The sequence below is a fragment of the Shewanella sairae genome, assembly GCF_023283535.1.
GTDB classification, from domain to species: Bacteria; Pseudomonadota; Gammaproteobacteria; order Enterobacterales; family Shewanellaceae; genus Shewanella; species Shewanella sairae.
Genome location: NZ_JAKILT010000056.1, coordinates 18,641 through 35,268, shown reverse-complemented (window position 1 = coordinate 35,268; position 16,628 = coordinate 18,641). Strand labels below are relative to the sequence as shown.

Below are 16,628 nucleotides of genomic sequence, written 5' to 3'. Positions count from 1 at the left end.
AAGCACCTAATGAAGACTCCGAATACATTAGCGCAAACCAACCTCGTTATCGAAAATATCATTTGCAATAACGAGGCGGACCATACATTTTTATTGTTTAAAAACTAGATAACTAAAATAGCGCCCACAAAATCAAGCAGCTATGCTTTATACAACTGCTTTCGAGGGAACGATTATGCCAGCACTCACAGCGATTTATGCCAAAGCGATTATTTGCATAACCTTGCTATTAACATCAGCCGCGATACCCGTCCACGCCATTGAATGGCCACAAGATGTTACCGCTAAAGAAGGCACAATTGTGGTGTATCAGCCCCAGCCTGAATCGCTAACTGGCAATATCTTGCAGGGCCGCGCGGCGATGTCGCTGGAGCTAATCGACCGAGACGAACCTATTTTTGGTGCCTTTTGGTTTAGTGCGCGAATTGACACCAACAAGGATATCGCCACGGTGCGCAATATCGAAGTCACCAAGGTACGCTGGCCAGACTCTCAACCCGCTGATGAGCAGCGATTTACAGAAGTGGTGGAAAAGGAGCTTGAAAATAGTCAGTTTGAAATATCAATGCAGCGCCTTTCTGCAAGTCTTGCTAACGCTAAACAAGAAAAACAAAGTCTGGCGGAAATCAAAAGCGATGCCCCCGATATTTTATTTCGTCAACAGCTAGCGGTACTACTTGCTTTTGATGGCACGCCACAATTTAGAGATATTGAAAATAGCCCCTACGAACGCGCACTTAACACTCCTTTTGCCGTTGCACGTAACAAGCAAACCCAAAAGCTCTATCTCAGCAATGGCACTTATTGGTATACAGCCGATAATCCCTTAGGACCATGGCAAGTCACCGAATATCCACCAGCCGATCTCGTTAAAATGCTGCCAGAATCGAGTCAAACACCAGCTAAAAGCGCTGATGCCCCCGCTGTCATCGCCGTCGATAAGCCGACAGAGCTAGTCTCTACTGACGGCAAGCCGCAATGGCAAAGCTTAACCGCTGGAAAGCTACTGTATGTCAGCAATACTGAAACGGCATGGATCCGTGAAACCTCAAGTGGCGACATGTACCTACTACTCTCTGGTCGCTGGTTTAAATCGAAAAAACAAGCTGGTCCATGGCGTTTCGTTCGTCCAGACAAACTCCCAGCAAGCTTTAATGAAATCCCACCAGAATCTGATATTGGTGGCTTACGCGTATCGGTAGCTGGCACAACAGAAGCTGAGCAAGCAATGCTCGATGCACAAATTCCACAAACTGCCGCAATTAAACGAGACGCCGCAAAGCTCAGCGTAGAATATGATGGCGAGCCCAAGTTTGATGCGATCCCCGGCACCCAAGTCGCCTACGCAGTCAACACAACGACCCAAGTATTAAAGATAAACAACCAATATTATGCCGTTGATAATGGCGTATGGTTTAGCGCATCTAATGCTAAAGGGCCTTGGCAAGTGGCTGATAATATCCCTAATGATGAAATCGCCAAAATTCCGCCAAGTTCACCTGTGTATAACACCACTTACGTTGAGATTTACGACTCAACGCCTGAGGTAGTGTATGTCGGCTATACCCCAGGTTATATGTGGTCATACCCTTATTATGGCGTGCCCGTTTATGGCACAGGCTGGTATTACCCTCCGTATTGGGGACGTTACTATTATCCACGACCACCGACTTGGGGTTTACACGTGGGTTATAACCCATGGACAGGCTGGAACGCGGGCGTAAGTTGGAGCAATGGCTTCTTTAGCGTAGGTATAGGCTGGAGCGCCGGATGGGGCAATCACTATTATCCGGGGCGCTGCTGTGGTGGCTATTATGGCGGTGGTTATCGCCGCCCAGTGGTGATTAATACCGGCGATATAAATATCGGTAACAGCGTCAGTATTGGTAATCGCACCAATATTTCAAACAAACTCGCTAACAATAACATTGCTGGTACCAAACTCACCGGCAACAGAGTCGGTAAAAACAATCTTTATAACCGCCCAGAAACCCGTAACCGCAATGCTGATCCGGCGAAGATTAACAATAAGTTTAAACCTGCCAATCATAACAAGGCGCGCACTAATAACGTCTTTGCCGATAAAAATGGCAATCTAGCTAGAGACTTAGATGGAAAATGGCAAAACCGTGATAAAGGCAGTTGGTCGCCGGCACCCGAAACACGGCAGAAAATTGAAACGGGGATAAATAATCGTGAAATATCTCAGCCTAAATCCCTGTCTAATCCTCTACCAACAAGACCGAACAACCCGGTCAACGGTCATAGCAATATCAACCGGCCAATGAATAATCACAACTTTGACCGAGAAGGACTTAATCGTGCCCGCAACGCTCGTCAGCATGGTGCGATGCGTGAAGGAAGGCGTGGACGTTAACAAAAAATACAAATAGGCCTTCCGCACGCAGGCCTATTTATTTACTGATTACTGGCTTAACCCATGTCTTGAATATCATCAGACATCATTCACGGAATAACTATAATGTGGCATAAACTCGCGCCTTATCGCAGCTCAATTATTTTACTTTCAGCGCTAATGTTAGGTGGAATAATCGGTATTTTTACTCCAGATTTTGCCCTAAAACTAAAACCATTAGGCCAGATATTTTTAAACCTACTTTTTATGATTATCGTGCCGTTAGTGGCTATCAGCGTAACCTCATCCATTGCCCGTATGACGGATTTAAAGCGCTTAGGGGCTATATTGATAAGCATATTTTTAGTGTCGATTGCCATGGCGATTATCCCCACACTCGGCATTATTGGCTTAGCCTCAATTTACGACCCAGCTCAAGGCGTAACCCTCGATCTGCAGCAGCAAGTGAGCGCCGGATCGGGCGAGATGGATTTTGTTAGCCTGCTCACGACTAATGATTTTGTCGGCCTGTTGTCGAAATCAAACATACTCGCGCTGATTATCATGTCGGTAATCAGTGGTATCGCTATTGGTCAATCCGGTAAAGACGGCGAAAAAGTTTCCGCGATGCTCGATAGCCTCAATACCGTGATTATGAAAATCGTGTCTATTTTGATGGTTGCCGCACCAGTTGGTCTCGGTGCTTACTTTGCCTCAACCATGGCTAGCCAAGATCCAGAGTTGTTAAGCACTTTTGCTCGCGCTATCGGCTTATTCTTTATCGCTGCAGCGATTTATTACACTTTAGGCAGCACTCTTTATGCTTGGCTTGGTGGCGGCATAAATGGGGTTAAGCAGTTTTGGCGTAACGCGGTAGAACCTTCAGCAACCGCTTTAGGCACCAGTTCTTCATTAGCATCGTTACCGGTAAATATTCGCGCCGCCAGTAAAATGGGGCTAAGAGAAGATATCGCCGATATTAGCCTCCCCTTGTTGGTCAACCTGAATAAGGGCGGCGCCGCCATGACCACGGCGCTTAAGATTGTGTTTATCTACTCGATTCTAGGCTTAGATTTTACTGCCGACGTATTTGCGCTGACGGTATTGATTTCAGTGTTGTCAGCCTTTGTAATTGGCGGTGTTCCCGGCGGCGCTTTTCTTGGTGAGATCTTTATCGTCACCACCTTAGGCTTGCCGATAGAAGTGATCCCTATTCTAGTGATTATTGGCGCGGTAACCGATGCACCTGCAACAGTAATCAATGTTATTCATGATCTTAATGCCACCCAAATTATCCAACGGATAAGTGGCAAACATTACCAACAAACTCAATAAGCTACCCAAACGAATTAAACTAAAAAGCCCAAACTTTAGATTTGGGCTTTTCGTTTGCTACATTTGTTCCGTCTTGAGGTAACTTGATACATCACTCAAATCGATGCACTGCCACACGCCCATCGTGCCCTGCTGCGACTAACAAGTTTCCCTCAATGCCTAAGGTGAAGAACCCTTGTGATTCACCGTTGATCAGCAGCGGCTGCCAGCTATAACCATTATCATGGGAAATATCTGTCGATAGCTTACCTGTTGCAATACAAGTTTCCTGATAACACGCCATTGCGGTTCGCAGTCCAGGGGTGGCTCCCGGCGGTTTATGCCAAACATAGCCCTTTAGATACACCATATTGGCATCATGTTTATCCCGCTGTTGGTAATCGCCACCAAGTACAAACAGATCGCCTAAGGTATTAAAAGCTAAGCCATAACCACCAGCAGTTTGAGTATCGTCATAAAGTGCAACAGGCCCGCGACGCCAGTGTTTACCCGAATCTGCGCTACTGTAGACTGAGCTACTAAAGCCGCCAGAGGTAAACCAAGCTCTACTGCGCTTATCAACAATTAACGTATTTCCGCTAGCCGCAAAAGCCACCTCTTTATCGAGCATTTCAGGCAACTCACGCTGCGCGATACGCCGCCAAGTCTGACCACCATCAGAGGTACGTAAAATAACGTAGCAGCCGCCAACTGGATCACCCAATAGCAAACCATTATTACGGTCCCAAAAAGCAATCGAATTGAAAAAGCCAAGGTCATCAGGGTTATCAAATAATAACTCCCAACTGAGCCCCTGATTTTTGGTGATGTAGAGCTTTGATAAACCGCCAGCACCCGCCCCCATCACGATTGCAGTATTGGCATCAAATACTTCAATGTCGCGAAAATCAGTTAACAACTCAGTCTTAACCGACACATCTTGCCAAGATTTACCGGCATCTTTAGAAATATAAACCTGATTTTTACTACCAGTAACCCAAACAACACCATCAGATACCGCGCTGCCCCTAAATGAAGCATTAGCAGCCAGCGATTGAATTTGCCAGTCCATAGCTGAAACGCTAAAGCAAAATAGGCTAATTAACAGCATGAATATCTTCATTAAAATCCCTTAAATGAACAACTGCGATCTACTATTACTATCGACCAAAGATCTAGGTTTAGCAAGCTAACCCAATGAACTCTCCAGCAAATGATATATGCCTTCCTGAACACGTGACTAAATTAGCACAAACTAAATAAAATACTATTAAACAACAACTTAATAACAAAAAGTTCTGGACTCTGCCTAAAATATAAACTAGATTAAAAGTGTGACAAAGATCACTATTTTATAAAAAGGAAACCAATATGAGAAAATCAATTAGCCAAGCTGCGCTGTTAACCGCTGGACTATTAATCTCAACCGCAAGTGTTGCGGCAATGGGTCCGATTGCTAAATGCAATGACTGCTCAAACCAAGCTGCACAACAAACAGCAACTGAACTGGAAAATAGCAGTGTTTACGTAGTTGACTTTGTTAATCGTACAGCACAAAAGTTTGTGACGGATGAGAAAGGCGTGACATTATTGAGCAAACTTTCTATCGGTGAGCTTAACCATATTAACCAGAAGTACGACTACCGCAAAACCTACTTAAGAGCTGTGCAGCCTTAATTTTATATTTATTAAGCAATTAAAAACATTGCTTGTAACCTAGGTAGGTTGGCTACGGGATAAGTCCCGTAGCCGCAGACTTTAACAACTCTCCACAACTTTAATCAGTTTGTTAATGTCGGTAATATCGTTGTAGATGTGTGGCGATACGCGGATCCCTTGACTGCGCACATCTACACTTATTTTAGCCCGCTTTAACGCTGTTAAAACCTGCTGCTGTTTACCCCCAAAATCCAATATTGCTGTAGCGCTGCGCTTATTTTCAAGCTTGGGTGATACCACCGCATCTCCCAAACTATCATGCAGTAAATTCAACAAGCTCTGATTGTGCTCGCGTAGATGATGGCTACCAATATTGGCAAAGTATTCAATGCTGTGCGCAGCAATCGCATACGGTGCAATCGATGGCGTACCGCCCCAAAACTTTAAGGCACTGGCATGATAACGAAAGTCGTGAATATCAAATTCAAATGGATTTTCATGGCTAAACCAACCGACATCTTTTGGCTGGCAATGCTCAATATGCGCTGCGTTAATCCACAAGTATGCGGCGCCGGGTCCACCACATAACCATTTCACACTCGAGCCAATCAAAAAATCGGGCTGTAACTGCTGTAAATCAATTGGAATTATCCCCGCGGATTGCGCGACATCAATAACCGTTAGCGCCTGCTTAGACTTTGCCGCAGCAACAATGTCAGCTAAAGGCGCTTGCTGACCGGTATTTGAGTAAACATGACTAACAAACGCTAAATCAACATCATCTGTAATATACGACTGCCAAACCGCTGCGTCAGTTATATCTAAGTCTTTAGCAATAAAGCGCAGCTCACAGCTATCTGGCAGCGCTTTTTGCAGCGCAAAACCCATACTGGGGAAATCAATCTCACTCATTAGTACTACAGCATTGGGGCGCTCTAAGCGCTCAAGCGACATAACCAGCTTAGTCAGTGCACTCGATAGATTCACCTGAGGACAAAACTCCCTGGCACAGGCATTAAACAGCTGAGCCAAAGCCTGATGAAATGATTCAATAACCGCTAACCAGTCTTGCCAAGGTTCTTTACCCGATGTTTGCCAAGGGGCAAAAAATTGCTGATTAAATGCCTGCTCTGCGGTTTTTAGCGGTCGGCCCACAGAGTGATTAAGCAAATAACTGCCGGGCGCTAACATAAAGTCATCTTTAAAAGCGCTCATTTCAACCAACCTCCAGTGTTGCTTTCAGCAAACCGATATCATTAAAACGAGTATGAATATCATCGCGTTTTGCCGCTGTTCTTCTATCGCGCAGTTTCTCTAATGAATTAAGTAACACGGGTAATGGCGGGCCACTAGCCGTTACCTTGGAGATATGATGTTGCTCCATATGCTTAGCAGGTTGAGCAATATATTTGCTGACTAACTCGTTGTGATGCTGAATCGCGGTTTCACCATGAAGCTCACACACCTCTAGAAACGCAGTTAGATTTTGCTGATACCAAGCTTGATGATTAAGATGAGTCATATTCAGCAGGTCATCCATAAAGCTAGTGCGGCGCATACAGTCTCGCAATATGCTTTGATCTTCAGGCATCATATACAGAAACTTATCCACCAGCATTTGCGAATAACCAGGTTCATTTGCCGCGCATAAGCCTAGCAACATATCAATCACGTTAATCCCAGCAAAGTCGCCGGCATTCGCGCCACGATACACCTGACTTCCCACTCGATAAGGCTTGTAATATGGGCGCACACAATAGAAAAAGTCATCAGCATCGAGCTCTTGAAACAACACCTTATTTGAATCAATCACATCACGTAAAGCCCGTTTGGCAACCAACAGCAAGTCGTAGGCAATAGGATGGTCAATGCCCAATGGTTGGATCTTGAGTAATGCGTCTGCGGCACGCTTATACGCCAAAATGCCCTTAGTGTTGTAATCAACAAATAGCTTTTCAGCATCCAAATTGGTAAAACGCTTATATACGCCTTGCTTAGCACGGTTATGAGTCGTCAGGTGGGCTGTAGCAAATCTTGGCGTGACACCAATAGACGCACCAATATGCATAGCTAGAGCTGATGCTTCAGTAAGCGGTGAGACTGTTTCACGGGACGGCTCGGTGATTTCATGTCGACGGCAAGCCGCCATATATAAGCCCACATTACCGAGTAAATCAAAAGCATGATCAAAGCCTTCATCGGTATTGCCCTCAACCAATAAGCTGGCAATCAGCTCTCGACCTTCAGCTTCAAGCAGCAGCTTTATGTCTTCACCAATACCTTCAACATTGGCTCTATCTTCTTGCTCGGCGTACAAAACTTCTAATCGGCTATTGAGTTCAACAAAGCGGGTGCGGATCCAATGATCGAATGCTTGGGTGTTGCGCGTCATTTTCTGGTCCTTATTATTCGAGTACAACAATCACTCGAATTAGCCTAACAGTATCTTCTCAGTTTAAATCGGCAATCTAGCCCTAAATACTTTCATTTAAGATCGAAATCCACTATAAAAAGAATTATTAATATTGATTATCACCAAACCAGACAAAAGGCTTCATCGATGGACAATAAAGATCGCAACATACTGGCTATTCTCCAGCGCCAAGGCCGAATCGCGATTAGTGAATTAGCGGCAAAACTCAATATGTCAGACACCCCTTGCCTACGCCGAGTGAGAAAGCTTGAGCAAAGTGGTGTGATTAGTGGTTACGCAGCGCAAATTGATCCGAAAGAAGTCGGTCTAAATGTGGTGGTTTATGCCTTTGTTCGCCTTAAAGAAAATTCAGACCAACACGCGATAATGTTTGAAGAAAGTGTTGAAAACTTAGAGCAAATAATGGAGTGCTCAGTGGTTACAGGCGCTCACGACTATCTGCTAAAAATTGTCGCCAGCGATCTGCTGAGCTACGAAAGCTTTGTGAAAAAATCTCTCGGCAGCTTAAATTGTATTGCCGGTATAGAATCTACAGTGGTATTAAAACAAAACTTCTCACGTAATACGCTGCCGTTATAGCGGCACTTTTGTGAGCATTTATTCAAACAGCAATCAGACTCAATACAAGCAATAATCTAAGCTGATTTATTTTTAAACAAAAAATCACTAGACGACCGGTCTAATTGTGTTAAGCTGACTGCTATGAATAAAAGTATCAAAACAGATCCTCAGCAAACCCGACAGCACATTATTGACTCTGGTTACAGCCTGATCTCCAGCAAAGGCTTTTCTAATGTGGGTTTGTCGCAGATCCTAAAATTTGCCGATGTACCTAAAGGTTCTTTTTACCACTACTTCAAATCTAAAGAGCAGTTTGGTGAAGAGATTATTAACAATTACTTTAAATCGTACTTGGCTAATATCGAGGCGCTATTTTCCTCAAACGAAGGATCAGGCTTAGACAGATTAATGACCTATTGGCTGCGCTGGCAAAGCACTCAGAGTGATGCTTGTGTTGACCAAAAGTGCCTAGTGGTTAAGCTCAGTGCTGAAGTCGCCGATCTTTCTGAGTCGATGCGTTTAGCCTTAGATAAAGGCTCTTCAGCAGTCATCGCGCAATTAGCCAAAGGCATTGAAGCTGGCATTGCAGATGGCTCAATAGCGCCCATGCATGCCGCCAATACTGCTGAAACCTTATACCAACTATGGTTAGGTGCCAGCTTAAGAAACAAATTAATCCGTGATCCAAATGTCATTGAGCGCGTATTACTGGTGACCAAAGCACTATTAGCCCATCCGGTGACCGCATTAGCGCGACCCGATTAAAATAGTCAGTAAATTTATCTCCCCCGCCTAAGCTTATATCTGTTTATGGCGGGTATTTTTTAAACGTCTACTAGACGACTGGTCTACTTATTTCTAGACCTAAGTCTCACTCGACGCTGTAGTCGATTATAGGAATGATTATGCAAAGCTTTGAACTCTACAACCCTACCCATATTAGTTTTGGTGAAGGTAAGATTGCCGAATTAGATAAATTGGTGCCACAAGATGCCAAAGTGCTAATTTTGTTTGGAGGTAATAGTGCCAAAAGTACCGGTACTCTCGATGAAGTAAAAACAGCACTTAAACAACGTGATGTGGTTGAGTTTGGCGGTATCGAAGCTAATCCAACCTACGAAACCTTAATGCTGGCAGTAGATGTCATTAAACAGCAAGATATCGACTTCCTACTAGCAGTAGGTGGTGGCTCTGTAATCGACGGCACTAAATTTGTTGCCGCTGCCGCCTTATTTGAAGGCGAGCCTTGGGATATTCTTTTAAGCTGGGGTGGCAAAGTTACCCAAGCAATGCCTTTTGGTAGCGTACTCACCCTGCCTGCGACAGGCTCAGAGATGAATAGCGGCAGCGTTATCACTCGTAAAGAGTTCAAAAGTAAACTGGCGTTTATGAGCGATCATGTCTACCCACAGTTTTCAGTATTAGACCCAAGCAAAACCTTTACTCTACCAGAGCGCCAAGTGGCTAACGGTGTGGTTGATGCGTTTGTGCATATCACCGAGCAGTACCTGACCTTCCCTGTTAATGCGCCAGTACAAGACAGATTTGCCGAAGGCTTATTGCAAACTTTAGTCGAGCTCGGCCCTAAAGCGCTGACAGAACCACAAGACTTTGATGTACGCGCTAACCTAATGTGGGTGGCGACATTGGCATTAAACGGTCTGATTGGTAAAGGCGTACCCCACGACTGGGCAACCCATATGATTGGCCATGAAATCACTGCTTTATATGACGTTGACCACGCTCGTACATTAGCCATGATTCTACCGGGGATGTTGGATGTGCGTCGCCAAGGCAAAAAAGACAAGTTAGTACAGTACGCCAGCCGTGTATGGGGTATTACTCAAGGTTCTGACGACGAAATCATCGATGCTGTGATCGAAAAAACCCGTGAGTTCTTCGAACAAATGGGTATTCAAACCCGTCTATCAGATTACGGACTCGACAATAACAGCATCAATGAAATTGTAAGCCAACTTGAAGCTCACGGCATGACAGCCCTTGGTGAAAACCAAGACGTTGATCTGGCAATGAGCCGCAAGATTTTAGAACGTAACTTATAAACCCATATCCGAAGAAACGTAAAAAGAGACCTTGGTCAACTCGCAGTATCGGCTCATAAAGATACTGCTAGTTGGCAAACAAACAGATAAAAAGGACAATTAAATGAACATATTAATGGTACTCACTTCACACGACAAACTTGGCGACACGGGTTTAAAAACCGGTTTTTGGTTAGAAGAATTTGCCAGTCCTTTTTATCGCTTTAAAGACCAAGGTTTTACTATCACCTTAGCCTCACCAGCAGGTGGTCAGCCACCACTTGATCCAAGTAGTGAGCAAGCTGACTTTCAAACCGCTGCAACCAATAGATTTAATCAAGATGAACAAGCGCGACAGCTGCTAGCCACCACTCAGGTATTGTCCGAAGTTAACCAAGCTGATTACGATGCCGTCTTTTATCCTGGTGGTCATGGGCCGCTTTGGGACTTAACCAACGACGCAGATTCAATCGAATTGATAGAAGCTTTCCATCAAGCCAATAAGCCTGTGGGTCTTGTTTGTCACGCTCCTGGTGTGCTTAAAAACGTCAAGGCCGCAGATGGCACGCCTCTAGTCGCTGGCAAGCAAGTTACTGGCTTTACTAACGGTGAAGAAGCCGCTGTGCAGTTAACTGATATCGTGCCTTTTTTAGTTGAAGACATGCTACAGCAGAACGGCGCGATATACCGCAAAGGTGATGACTGGAGCAGCTTTTTAGCCGTTGATGGCAATCTTATCACAGGCCAAAACCCAGCCTCTTCAGAAGTCGTTGCCGATGAGATCATCAAGCAACTGCAATAAACACACTAACCGGAAATAGAGCGCGTCATACGCTCTGGTTATCTTATAAACTGCAAGGAATAAGCAATGATCACTCTGCATCACCTTAATAAATCACGCTCAAAACGTATTATCTGGTTACTTGAAGAGCTCGGCTTAGACTACCAAGTCAAAGCCTACCAGCGCGATAGCCAAACCTTTCTCGCGCCACCAGAGCTAAAAGCGATTCACCCATTGGGCAAGTCACCAGTGATTGAATATAACCAACAGGTTATCGCCGAATCAGGTGCCATTACAGAGTACCTAATCGATACACATGCAGCGGGGATCTTGGCACCAGAAAAAGGCACAGCTGAATACGTTGAGTATTTACAATGGATGCACTTTGCCGAAAGCTCTGCCATCTTGCCGTTACTACTGAGAATGTTTGTTGCTAAAGACGGCTGTCAAACCAACTTCTTAGAAGGTTATGCCGCTGTTGAAACTGAAAAAGTGCTTAGCTACGTCAATCAGGCCCTTGAAGGTAAGCGCTATTTAGTCGCCGACAAACTCACTGGTGCCGATATTATGATGTCGTTTATTGTCGAACTGCTAAGTCAAAGCGGCGAAGTGAGCAAGTACCCAAATATTGCCGCTTACGCACAACAGCTTAGTCAGCATGCTAATAGCGCCAAAGCGACACAATTGGAGCAAGAGTACGACAAGAGCTAAAATCCAATATCGATACAATAAAAAGCAGCTAACTAGCTGCTTTTTCGATAATCCATTTTTTGCACGACAGAGTATTTACTGCTGCAACTTACATTGATAGCGATCACTTAGGTACTCAACGCTCGCTTCGCCCTGATGCTCCCAAAACTCAAAATTACGTCCTTGGTATTTAGCGCCGCTGCCGCTGCGAACATTAGTCGCTAACATTTGCTGATTAGCAAAAGTAAACACTGCCATAACCGGATCAAACTGGGTGTAAAAAGCGCCGCTAATTGAAGCGTGTGTACCACAATCAAAAGTCGCTTTATTCGTAGCTTGAACGAGTTTGCCTTGAATGAGCAACTCTACTAGACGAATTTGATAATTGGCCAAAGTACACTCGCGCACATCTTGTGCCTTCCAGCAATCATTACGCCCTTTAATCCAGCCCCTTTGCACCGCTTTAGGTTGCTCAGACTCAGGGATATTCACTACCGCCATTTGGTAAACTTGTGCCATTTTCTGATCTAGCTCAGCCAATTCTGCGTCATTACAAATCAAGGTTTCCACCTGCCCCTGAGCTTGATTACAATCAAAACTCGGTGAGATAATTTCTGACTCAGTATTTGCAGGTTCAGCCGATGACACTGCTTGGGCAGCTAAAACCTGTTTATCTGGCGTGGCTGACTGGCAAGCCGATAACAAGATTAAACAGCCAAATACAAAATAGCTTTTCATAACAATACCTTAGTATCTAAGCGTGATGTCTCTATGCGCCACACTCAGTTAAATCTAACGCCACAATAGGTAAAACACCTTTTTGGCTAACATTGTTGTCATTTGGAGTGAAATAATACAGATAACAACGGTCTGTGTTTAGATTATTACCCCGCGGAAAAATGACAAATCCCCTACCTACACTAGCATTAGTATAGCCTCTTTGCGTAAACCAGCCTAAATTACGATTACGGGCACACCAAGCCGTATCGGAATTTGTCTCAGTACATTGATTTGAGGTGATATAGGTGACAGAGTCAAAATCAACTAAATGAGTAAAAGTGTTGTTCCAGCGACCATCAGGATAATGCCCTCTAACACGAATATTTTGCCCATTCTCCAACGTAAAACGTCGTTGACTATTATTAAGGTTCTCAGGCCTTAGCTCAATTTGTGCAGCCACTAAATCGCGCGCAGACTTTAGGCTTCCTTGCATTCCTTTTAGCACCGCTACATCGGCATCAGTGCGTAAATCAATAAATTTAGGTAGCGCGATAACCGCTAAGATACCCAGCACAATAATCACCACAACCAGCTCGATTAACGTAAAACCGGTTAATTTTATTCTTTGTATCATTATTTTACCTTCAGTCTTTGTTTACTCAGCGCAGCTAACCGTAATTCTTATAGCTTAATATTTACGCTATCATTTAAAAATAGCAATATTTTGCATATCTCACTTTTTCTCTAACTTATCACCATAAACCCAGTGACCTTTCAAAGAAAAAAAGCTAACCTGCATTTAATTACAACTGTGCAACATAGGATGTCGCAATGCGTGTAGGCTTAATACTTATTGTACTTCTCAGCATGTCGTATGCTCATGCAACCGTTTATAAGTGGATAGATGAAAATGGCAAAGTCCACTTTTCAGACGAACCAGTTAAAAATGCTGAAGTTGTTGAGTTTAAAAAGAATACTCAAAACAATATAAAGCTCCCTGAGATAATTGAGCCCCCAATTGAAGATACTCCAGATGCAATTGATATTAATAACACCAAATATGAGCTGAATATTGTCTCTCCTAGCGAAGAAGAAACCATACGCAGCAACGAAGGCAATATTACAATTATTGCTGATATTAGCCCTCAACTATTCTCACCACATAAACTGGTTCTTTATATGGATGGAGAAAAACAAGGGGCATCACAAAGCAGCAACCTATTTAAGCTAAAGGGTATTGATCGAGGAGAACACACTTTTACCATAAAAGCCGTCACTAAAAACGGCAAACAACTTGCATCCTCAAAACCTAGAAAGGTATTTCTACATCGGACAAGTTTGAATCAACCTAAAATTTTGCGGCCTCAACCTAGAAATAACAATTAAAGCCTTTAAATATATAACCTTATAATTATATTGATTTAGTCTACATTCCGATGATGTTAAGTTGCAGTATGCACCACTTTGGTGCACCATCATAGTGCAAGTAACTGAAATGCCCAAACTGGTGCAACTGCATAATTCGGAGTAACTAATGGATACAAGTTTATTGCTCAATCATTTAGTAACGGCGGTGCTCGTTATTAATAAAGATCTTGAGTTGCTCTATGCCAATGCCGCCACAGAACAATTACTCGGAGTTGGTAGCAGCCGTCTTACCGAACAACCACTATCTGATCACTACCAACTCTTAGGTGTCGATCCTGATGTGCTTAAGCTAGCCATTTTCGATGGCCAAGGTTTAAGTATTAATACTGTGCCGCTAGTGACAATTGACGGGCAACAACATACGGTAGATGTCACCCTAACACCGCTTGAAAATGAGCAAAACCTAGCGCTAATCGAGTTGCGTCAAGTAGACCAACAGCGCCGGATCCACCAGCAATTAACCCAAGATGCCCAGCAGCAAGCCGCGCAATATTTAGTTCGCAACCTTGCCCACGAGATCAAAAATCCTTTGGGGGGATTGCGTGGAGCGGCGCAACTACTGTCTCGAGAGTTAACCGACCCGCAATTAAATGAATTTACCGACTTAATTATTGAGCAAGCTGATCGGCTGCGTAACTTGGTCGATCGCCTACTTGGGCCACAAAAACCCACTCAACACAGTTTGTACAATATCCATGAAGTCATTCAAAAAGTGGTTAAGCTAGTCAATGTCACCTTGCCGGCGAATATTGCGCTAACCCAAGATTACGATCCATCTATTCCTGATATCCAAATGGATCCCGATCAGTTACAGCAAGCCATTTTAAATATTGTGCAAAATGCCATACAAGCACTAGAGCCGCTTGGTGGCAATATTCGCCTCAAAACCCGCACTCAACACCAAATAACCATTGGTACACAGCGCCATAAGTTAGTCTTAATGCTATCGGTGATAGACGATGGTCCCGGCATTAAACCTGAGCTAATGGACACCCTGTTTTACCCTATGGTTACTGGGCGTGAACAAGGCTCTGGCTTAGGGCTATCAATTGCACATAACTTTGCTCGCCTACATGGTGGCCGTATTGAATGTGACTCAACCTTAGGTCATACCGAATTTACCATCACCTTACCCATCAATAGTTAATAAGAGGAATACACACAATGACTGAACAAGTTTGGATCCTCGACGACGATAGCTCAATACGTTGGGTATTAGAAAAAGCCTTACAAAGCGCTAAGTTTAGCAATGCCAGCTTTGCAGCAGCAGAATCTCTGTGGGAAGCGCTAGAGATGGCTCAGCCACAAGTTATCGTGTCCGATATCCGTATGCCGGGCACCGACGGTCTAACCTTGTTAGAACGGCTGCAAAACCACTACCCGCACATTCCAGTCATTATTATGACCGCGCATTCCGATCTTGATAGTGCAGTCAGTGCCTATCAAGCAGGGGCTTTTGAGTACCTACCAAAACCGTTTGATATTGATGAAGCAATCTCTTTGGTTGACCGTGCATTAACCCATGCTAAAGAGCAATCCTCTAGTGTGGTAGTCAGCGAACCTTTAATCGCAACCCCTGAAATCATTGGTGAAGCGCCGGCGATGCAAGAGGTCTTCAGAGCCATTGGTCGCTTGTCACGCTCGTCGATAAGCGTACTGATTAATGGTCAGTCAGGCACAGGTAAAGAATTGGTTGCCAGTGCACTACACAAACACAGCCCGCGCAAAGGCAAGCCTTTTATTGCTATCAATATGGCTGCGATCCCTAAAGATCTAATTGAGTCAGAGTTATTTGGCCATGAAAAAGGCGCATTTACCGGTGCAGGTAGCGTGCGCCAAGGTCGCTTTGAGCAGGCTAACGGCGGCACACTATTTTTAGATGAAATCGGTGATATGCCACTCGATGTACAGACCCGACTATTACGCGTACTCGCGGACGGGCAATTTTATCGTGTCGGTGGTCATTCGCCAGTGCAAGTCGATGTACGGATTATTGCCGCGACCCATCAAGATCTAGAACAATTGGTGCATCAAGGGGATTTCCGTGAAGATTTGTTCCATCGCTTAAACGTGATTCGGGTGCATTTACCGCCGCTATCTCAGCGCCGTGAAGATATACCGCAACTTGCACGCCACTTTCTACTGATTGCCGCCAAAGAAATAGCGGTAGAGCCCAAGGTGCTGACCAAAGAAACCGCAGCTAAGTTGTCACAACTGCCGTGGCCAGGCAATGTGCGTCAGCTTGAAAACACCTGCCGTTGGCTAACGGTTATGGCCTCGGGCCAAGAAATTTTACCGCTCGACTTACCACCTGAGCTATTACAAGAACCTAAGCTCAACAATCAAGCCGCCAATGGTCATAACGACTGGCAAGAGGCACTAAAGCACTTTATTGATCAGCGCTTAAGTGATGGCGATAGCGATCTACTCACTGAAGTTCAACCAGCATTTGAACGGATTTTACTGGAAACCGCCCTTAAACATACCCTTGGGCATAAGCAAGAAGCAGCTAAACGACTGGGTTGGGGGCGAAATACTTTAACCCGCAAGCTGAAAGAACTTGAGATGGATTAACCCTCTCTAAATTAAAAGAACCACCTGCTGAAGAAGGTGGTTTAGGCCTGAAAACAAAAAAGGATATCC

16 protein-coding genes are annotated in these 16,628 nt (G+C 44.4%); 11 read left to right on the top strand and 5 right to left on the bottom strand.

Features of this window, described 5'->3' with window-relative positions:
- The first annotated feature begins 175 nt into the window (after positions 1 to 175).
- Positions 176 to 2,377 carry a carbohydrate-binding family V/XII gene (locus tag L2748_RS19070; RefSeq protein WP_220778184.1) on the top strand — a complete coding sequence of 734 codons (2,202 nt, stop codon included), beginning with the start codon at positions 176 to 178 and terminating at the stop codon, positions 2,375 to 2,377.
- A 105-nt stretch (positions 2,378 to 2,482) separates the two neighbouring features.
- Entirely contained in the window at positions 2,483 to 3,691 is a 1,209-nt protein-coding gene (locus L2748_RS19065; RefSeq protein ID WP_220778185.1) for a dicarboxylate/amino acid:cation symporter, read from the top strand.
- Between the two features lie 91 nt (positions 3,692 to 3,782).
- On the opposite strand, the gene L2748_RS19060 is transcribed toward L2748_RS19065, so the two are convergent.
- Complete coding sequence (locus tag L2748_RS19060) at positions 3,783 to 4,793, bottom strand: WD40/YVTN/BNR-like repeat-containing protein (protein ID WP_220778186.1); 1,011 nt, start codon at positions 4,791 to 4,793, stop codon at positions 3,783 to 3,785.
- Between the two features lie 248 nt (positions 4,794 to 5,041).
- Between L2748_RS19060 and L2748_RS19055 the strand changes: the two genes are divergently transcribed.
- Positions 5,042 to 5,347, top strand: coding sequence for a hypothetical protein (locus L2748_RS19055; protein ID WP_220778187.1), 306 nt, complete (start codon positions 5,042 to 5,044; stop codon positions 5,345 to 5,347).
- A gap of 81 nt (positions 5,348 to 5,428) precedes the next feature.
- On the opposite strand, the gene L2748_RS19050 is transcribed toward L2748_RS19055, so the two are convergent.
- Both L2748_RS19050 and L2748_RS19045 read right to left on the bottom strand, forming a co-directional pair.
- The gene (locus L2748_RS19050; protein WP_220778188.1) at positions 5,429 to 6,544 is read right to left on the bottom strand and encodes an aminotransferase class V-fold PLP-dependent enzyme; all 1,116 of its coding nucleotides are present in this window, start codon (positions 6,542 to 6,544) and stop codon (positions 5,429 to 5,431) included.
- Between the two features lies 1 nt (position 6,545).
- The gene (locus L2748_RS19045; RefSeq protein ID WP_220778189.1) at positions 6,546 to 7,721 is read right to left on the bottom strand and encodes a PrnB family protein; all 1,176 of its coding nucleotides are present in this window, start codon (positions 7,719 to 7,721) and stop codon (positions 6,546 to 6,548) included.
- Between the two features lie 168 nt (positions 7,722 to 7,889).
- Here L2748_RS19045 and L2748_RS19040 point away from each other — a divergent pair, with 168 nt between their 5' ends.
- The 5 genes from L2748_RS19040 (at position 7,890) to L2748_RS19020 (ending at position 11,858) form a co-directional block, all read left to right on the top strand.
- Positions 7,890 to 8,342: an Lrp/AsnC family transcriptional regulator gene (locus L2748_RS19040; RefSeq protein WP_220778190.1), complete on the top strand. Its 453-nt coding sequence runs from the start codon at positions 7,890 to 7,892 to the stop codon at positions 8,340 to 8,342.
- 135 nt (positions 8,343 to 8,477) lie between these two features.
- A complete protein-coding gene (locus tag L2748_RS19035) occupies positions 8,478 to 9,089 on the top strand; it encodes a TetR/AcrR family transcriptional regulator (protein WP_220778327.1) in 612 nt (203 codons plus the stop codon).
- Positions 9,090 to 9,229: 140 nt separating this feature from the next.
- The gene (locus L2748_RS19030) at positions 9,230 to 10,387 is read left to right on the top strand and encodes an iron-containing alcohol dehydrogenase (RefSeq protein ID WP_220778191.1); all 1,158 of its coding nucleotides are present in this window, start codon (positions 9,230 to 9,232) and stop codon (positions 10,385 to 10,387) included.
- A 103-nt stretch (positions 10,388 to 10,490) separates the two neighbouring features.
- Positions 10,491 to 11,168, top strand: coding sequence for a type 1 glutamine amidotransferase domain-containing protein (locus L2748_RS19025; RefSeq protein ID WP_220778192.1), 678 nt, complete (start codon positions 10,491 to 10,493; stop codon positions 11,166 to 11,168).
- A gap of 66 nt (positions 11,169 to 11,234) precedes the next feature.
- On the top strand, positions 11,235 to 11,858 hold the full coding sequence (locus L2748_RS19020) for a glutathione S-transferase family protein (protein ID WP_220778193.1): 624 nt from the start codon (positions 11,235 to 11,237) through the stop codon (positions 11,856 to 11,858).
- 75 nt (positions 11,859 to 11,933) lie between these two features.
- Here L2748_RS19020 and L2748_RS19015 read toward each other — a convergent pair whose 3' ends face one another.
- Together L2748_RS19015 and L2748_RS24485 are read right to left on the bottom strand one after the other, a co-directional pair.
- Positions 11,934 to 12,575 (bottom strand): MliC family protein, encoded by a 642-nt coding sequence (locus L2748_RS19015; protein WP_220778194.1) that lies wholly within the window; start codon positions 12,573 to 12,575, stop codon positions 11,934 to 11,936.
- A 31-nt stretch (positions 12,576 to 12,606) separates the two neighbouring features.
- Positions 12,607 to 13,191, bottom strand: coding sequence for a type II secretion system protein (locus L2748_RS24485; protein WP_220778195.1), 585 nt, complete (start codon positions 13,189 to 13,191; stop codon positions 12,607 to 12,609).
- 197 nt (positions 13,192 to 13,388) lie between these two features.
- Between L2748_RS24485 and L2748_RS19005 the strand changes: the two genes are divergently transcribed.
- From L2748_RS19005 to glnG, 3 genes are all read left to right on the top strand, one after another.
- Positions 13,389 to 13,943 carry a DUF4124 domain-containing protein gene (locus tag L2748_RS19005; protein ID WP_220778196.1) on the top strand — a complete coding sequence of 185 codons (555 nt, stop codon included), beginning with the start codon at positions 13,389 to 13,391 and terminating at the stop codon, positions 13,941 to 13,943.
- 148 nt (positions 13,944 to 14,091) lie between these two features.
- A complete protein-coding gene (glnL, locus tag L2748_RS19000; RefSeq protein ID WP_220778197.1) occupies positions 14,092 to 15,132 on the top strand; it encodes a nitrogen regulation protein NR(II) in 1,041 nt (346 codons plus the stop codon).
- A 17-nt stretch (positions 15,133 to 15,149) separates the two neighbouring features.
- Positions 15,150 to 16,559: a nitrogen regulation protein NR(I) gene (glnG, locus tag L2748_RS18995; RefSeq protein ID WP_220778198.1), complete on the top strand. Its 1,410-nt coding sequence runs from the start codon at positions 15,150 to 15,152 to the stop codon at positions 16,557 to 16,559.
- Positions 16,560 to 16,628: the final 69 nt, after the last annotated feature.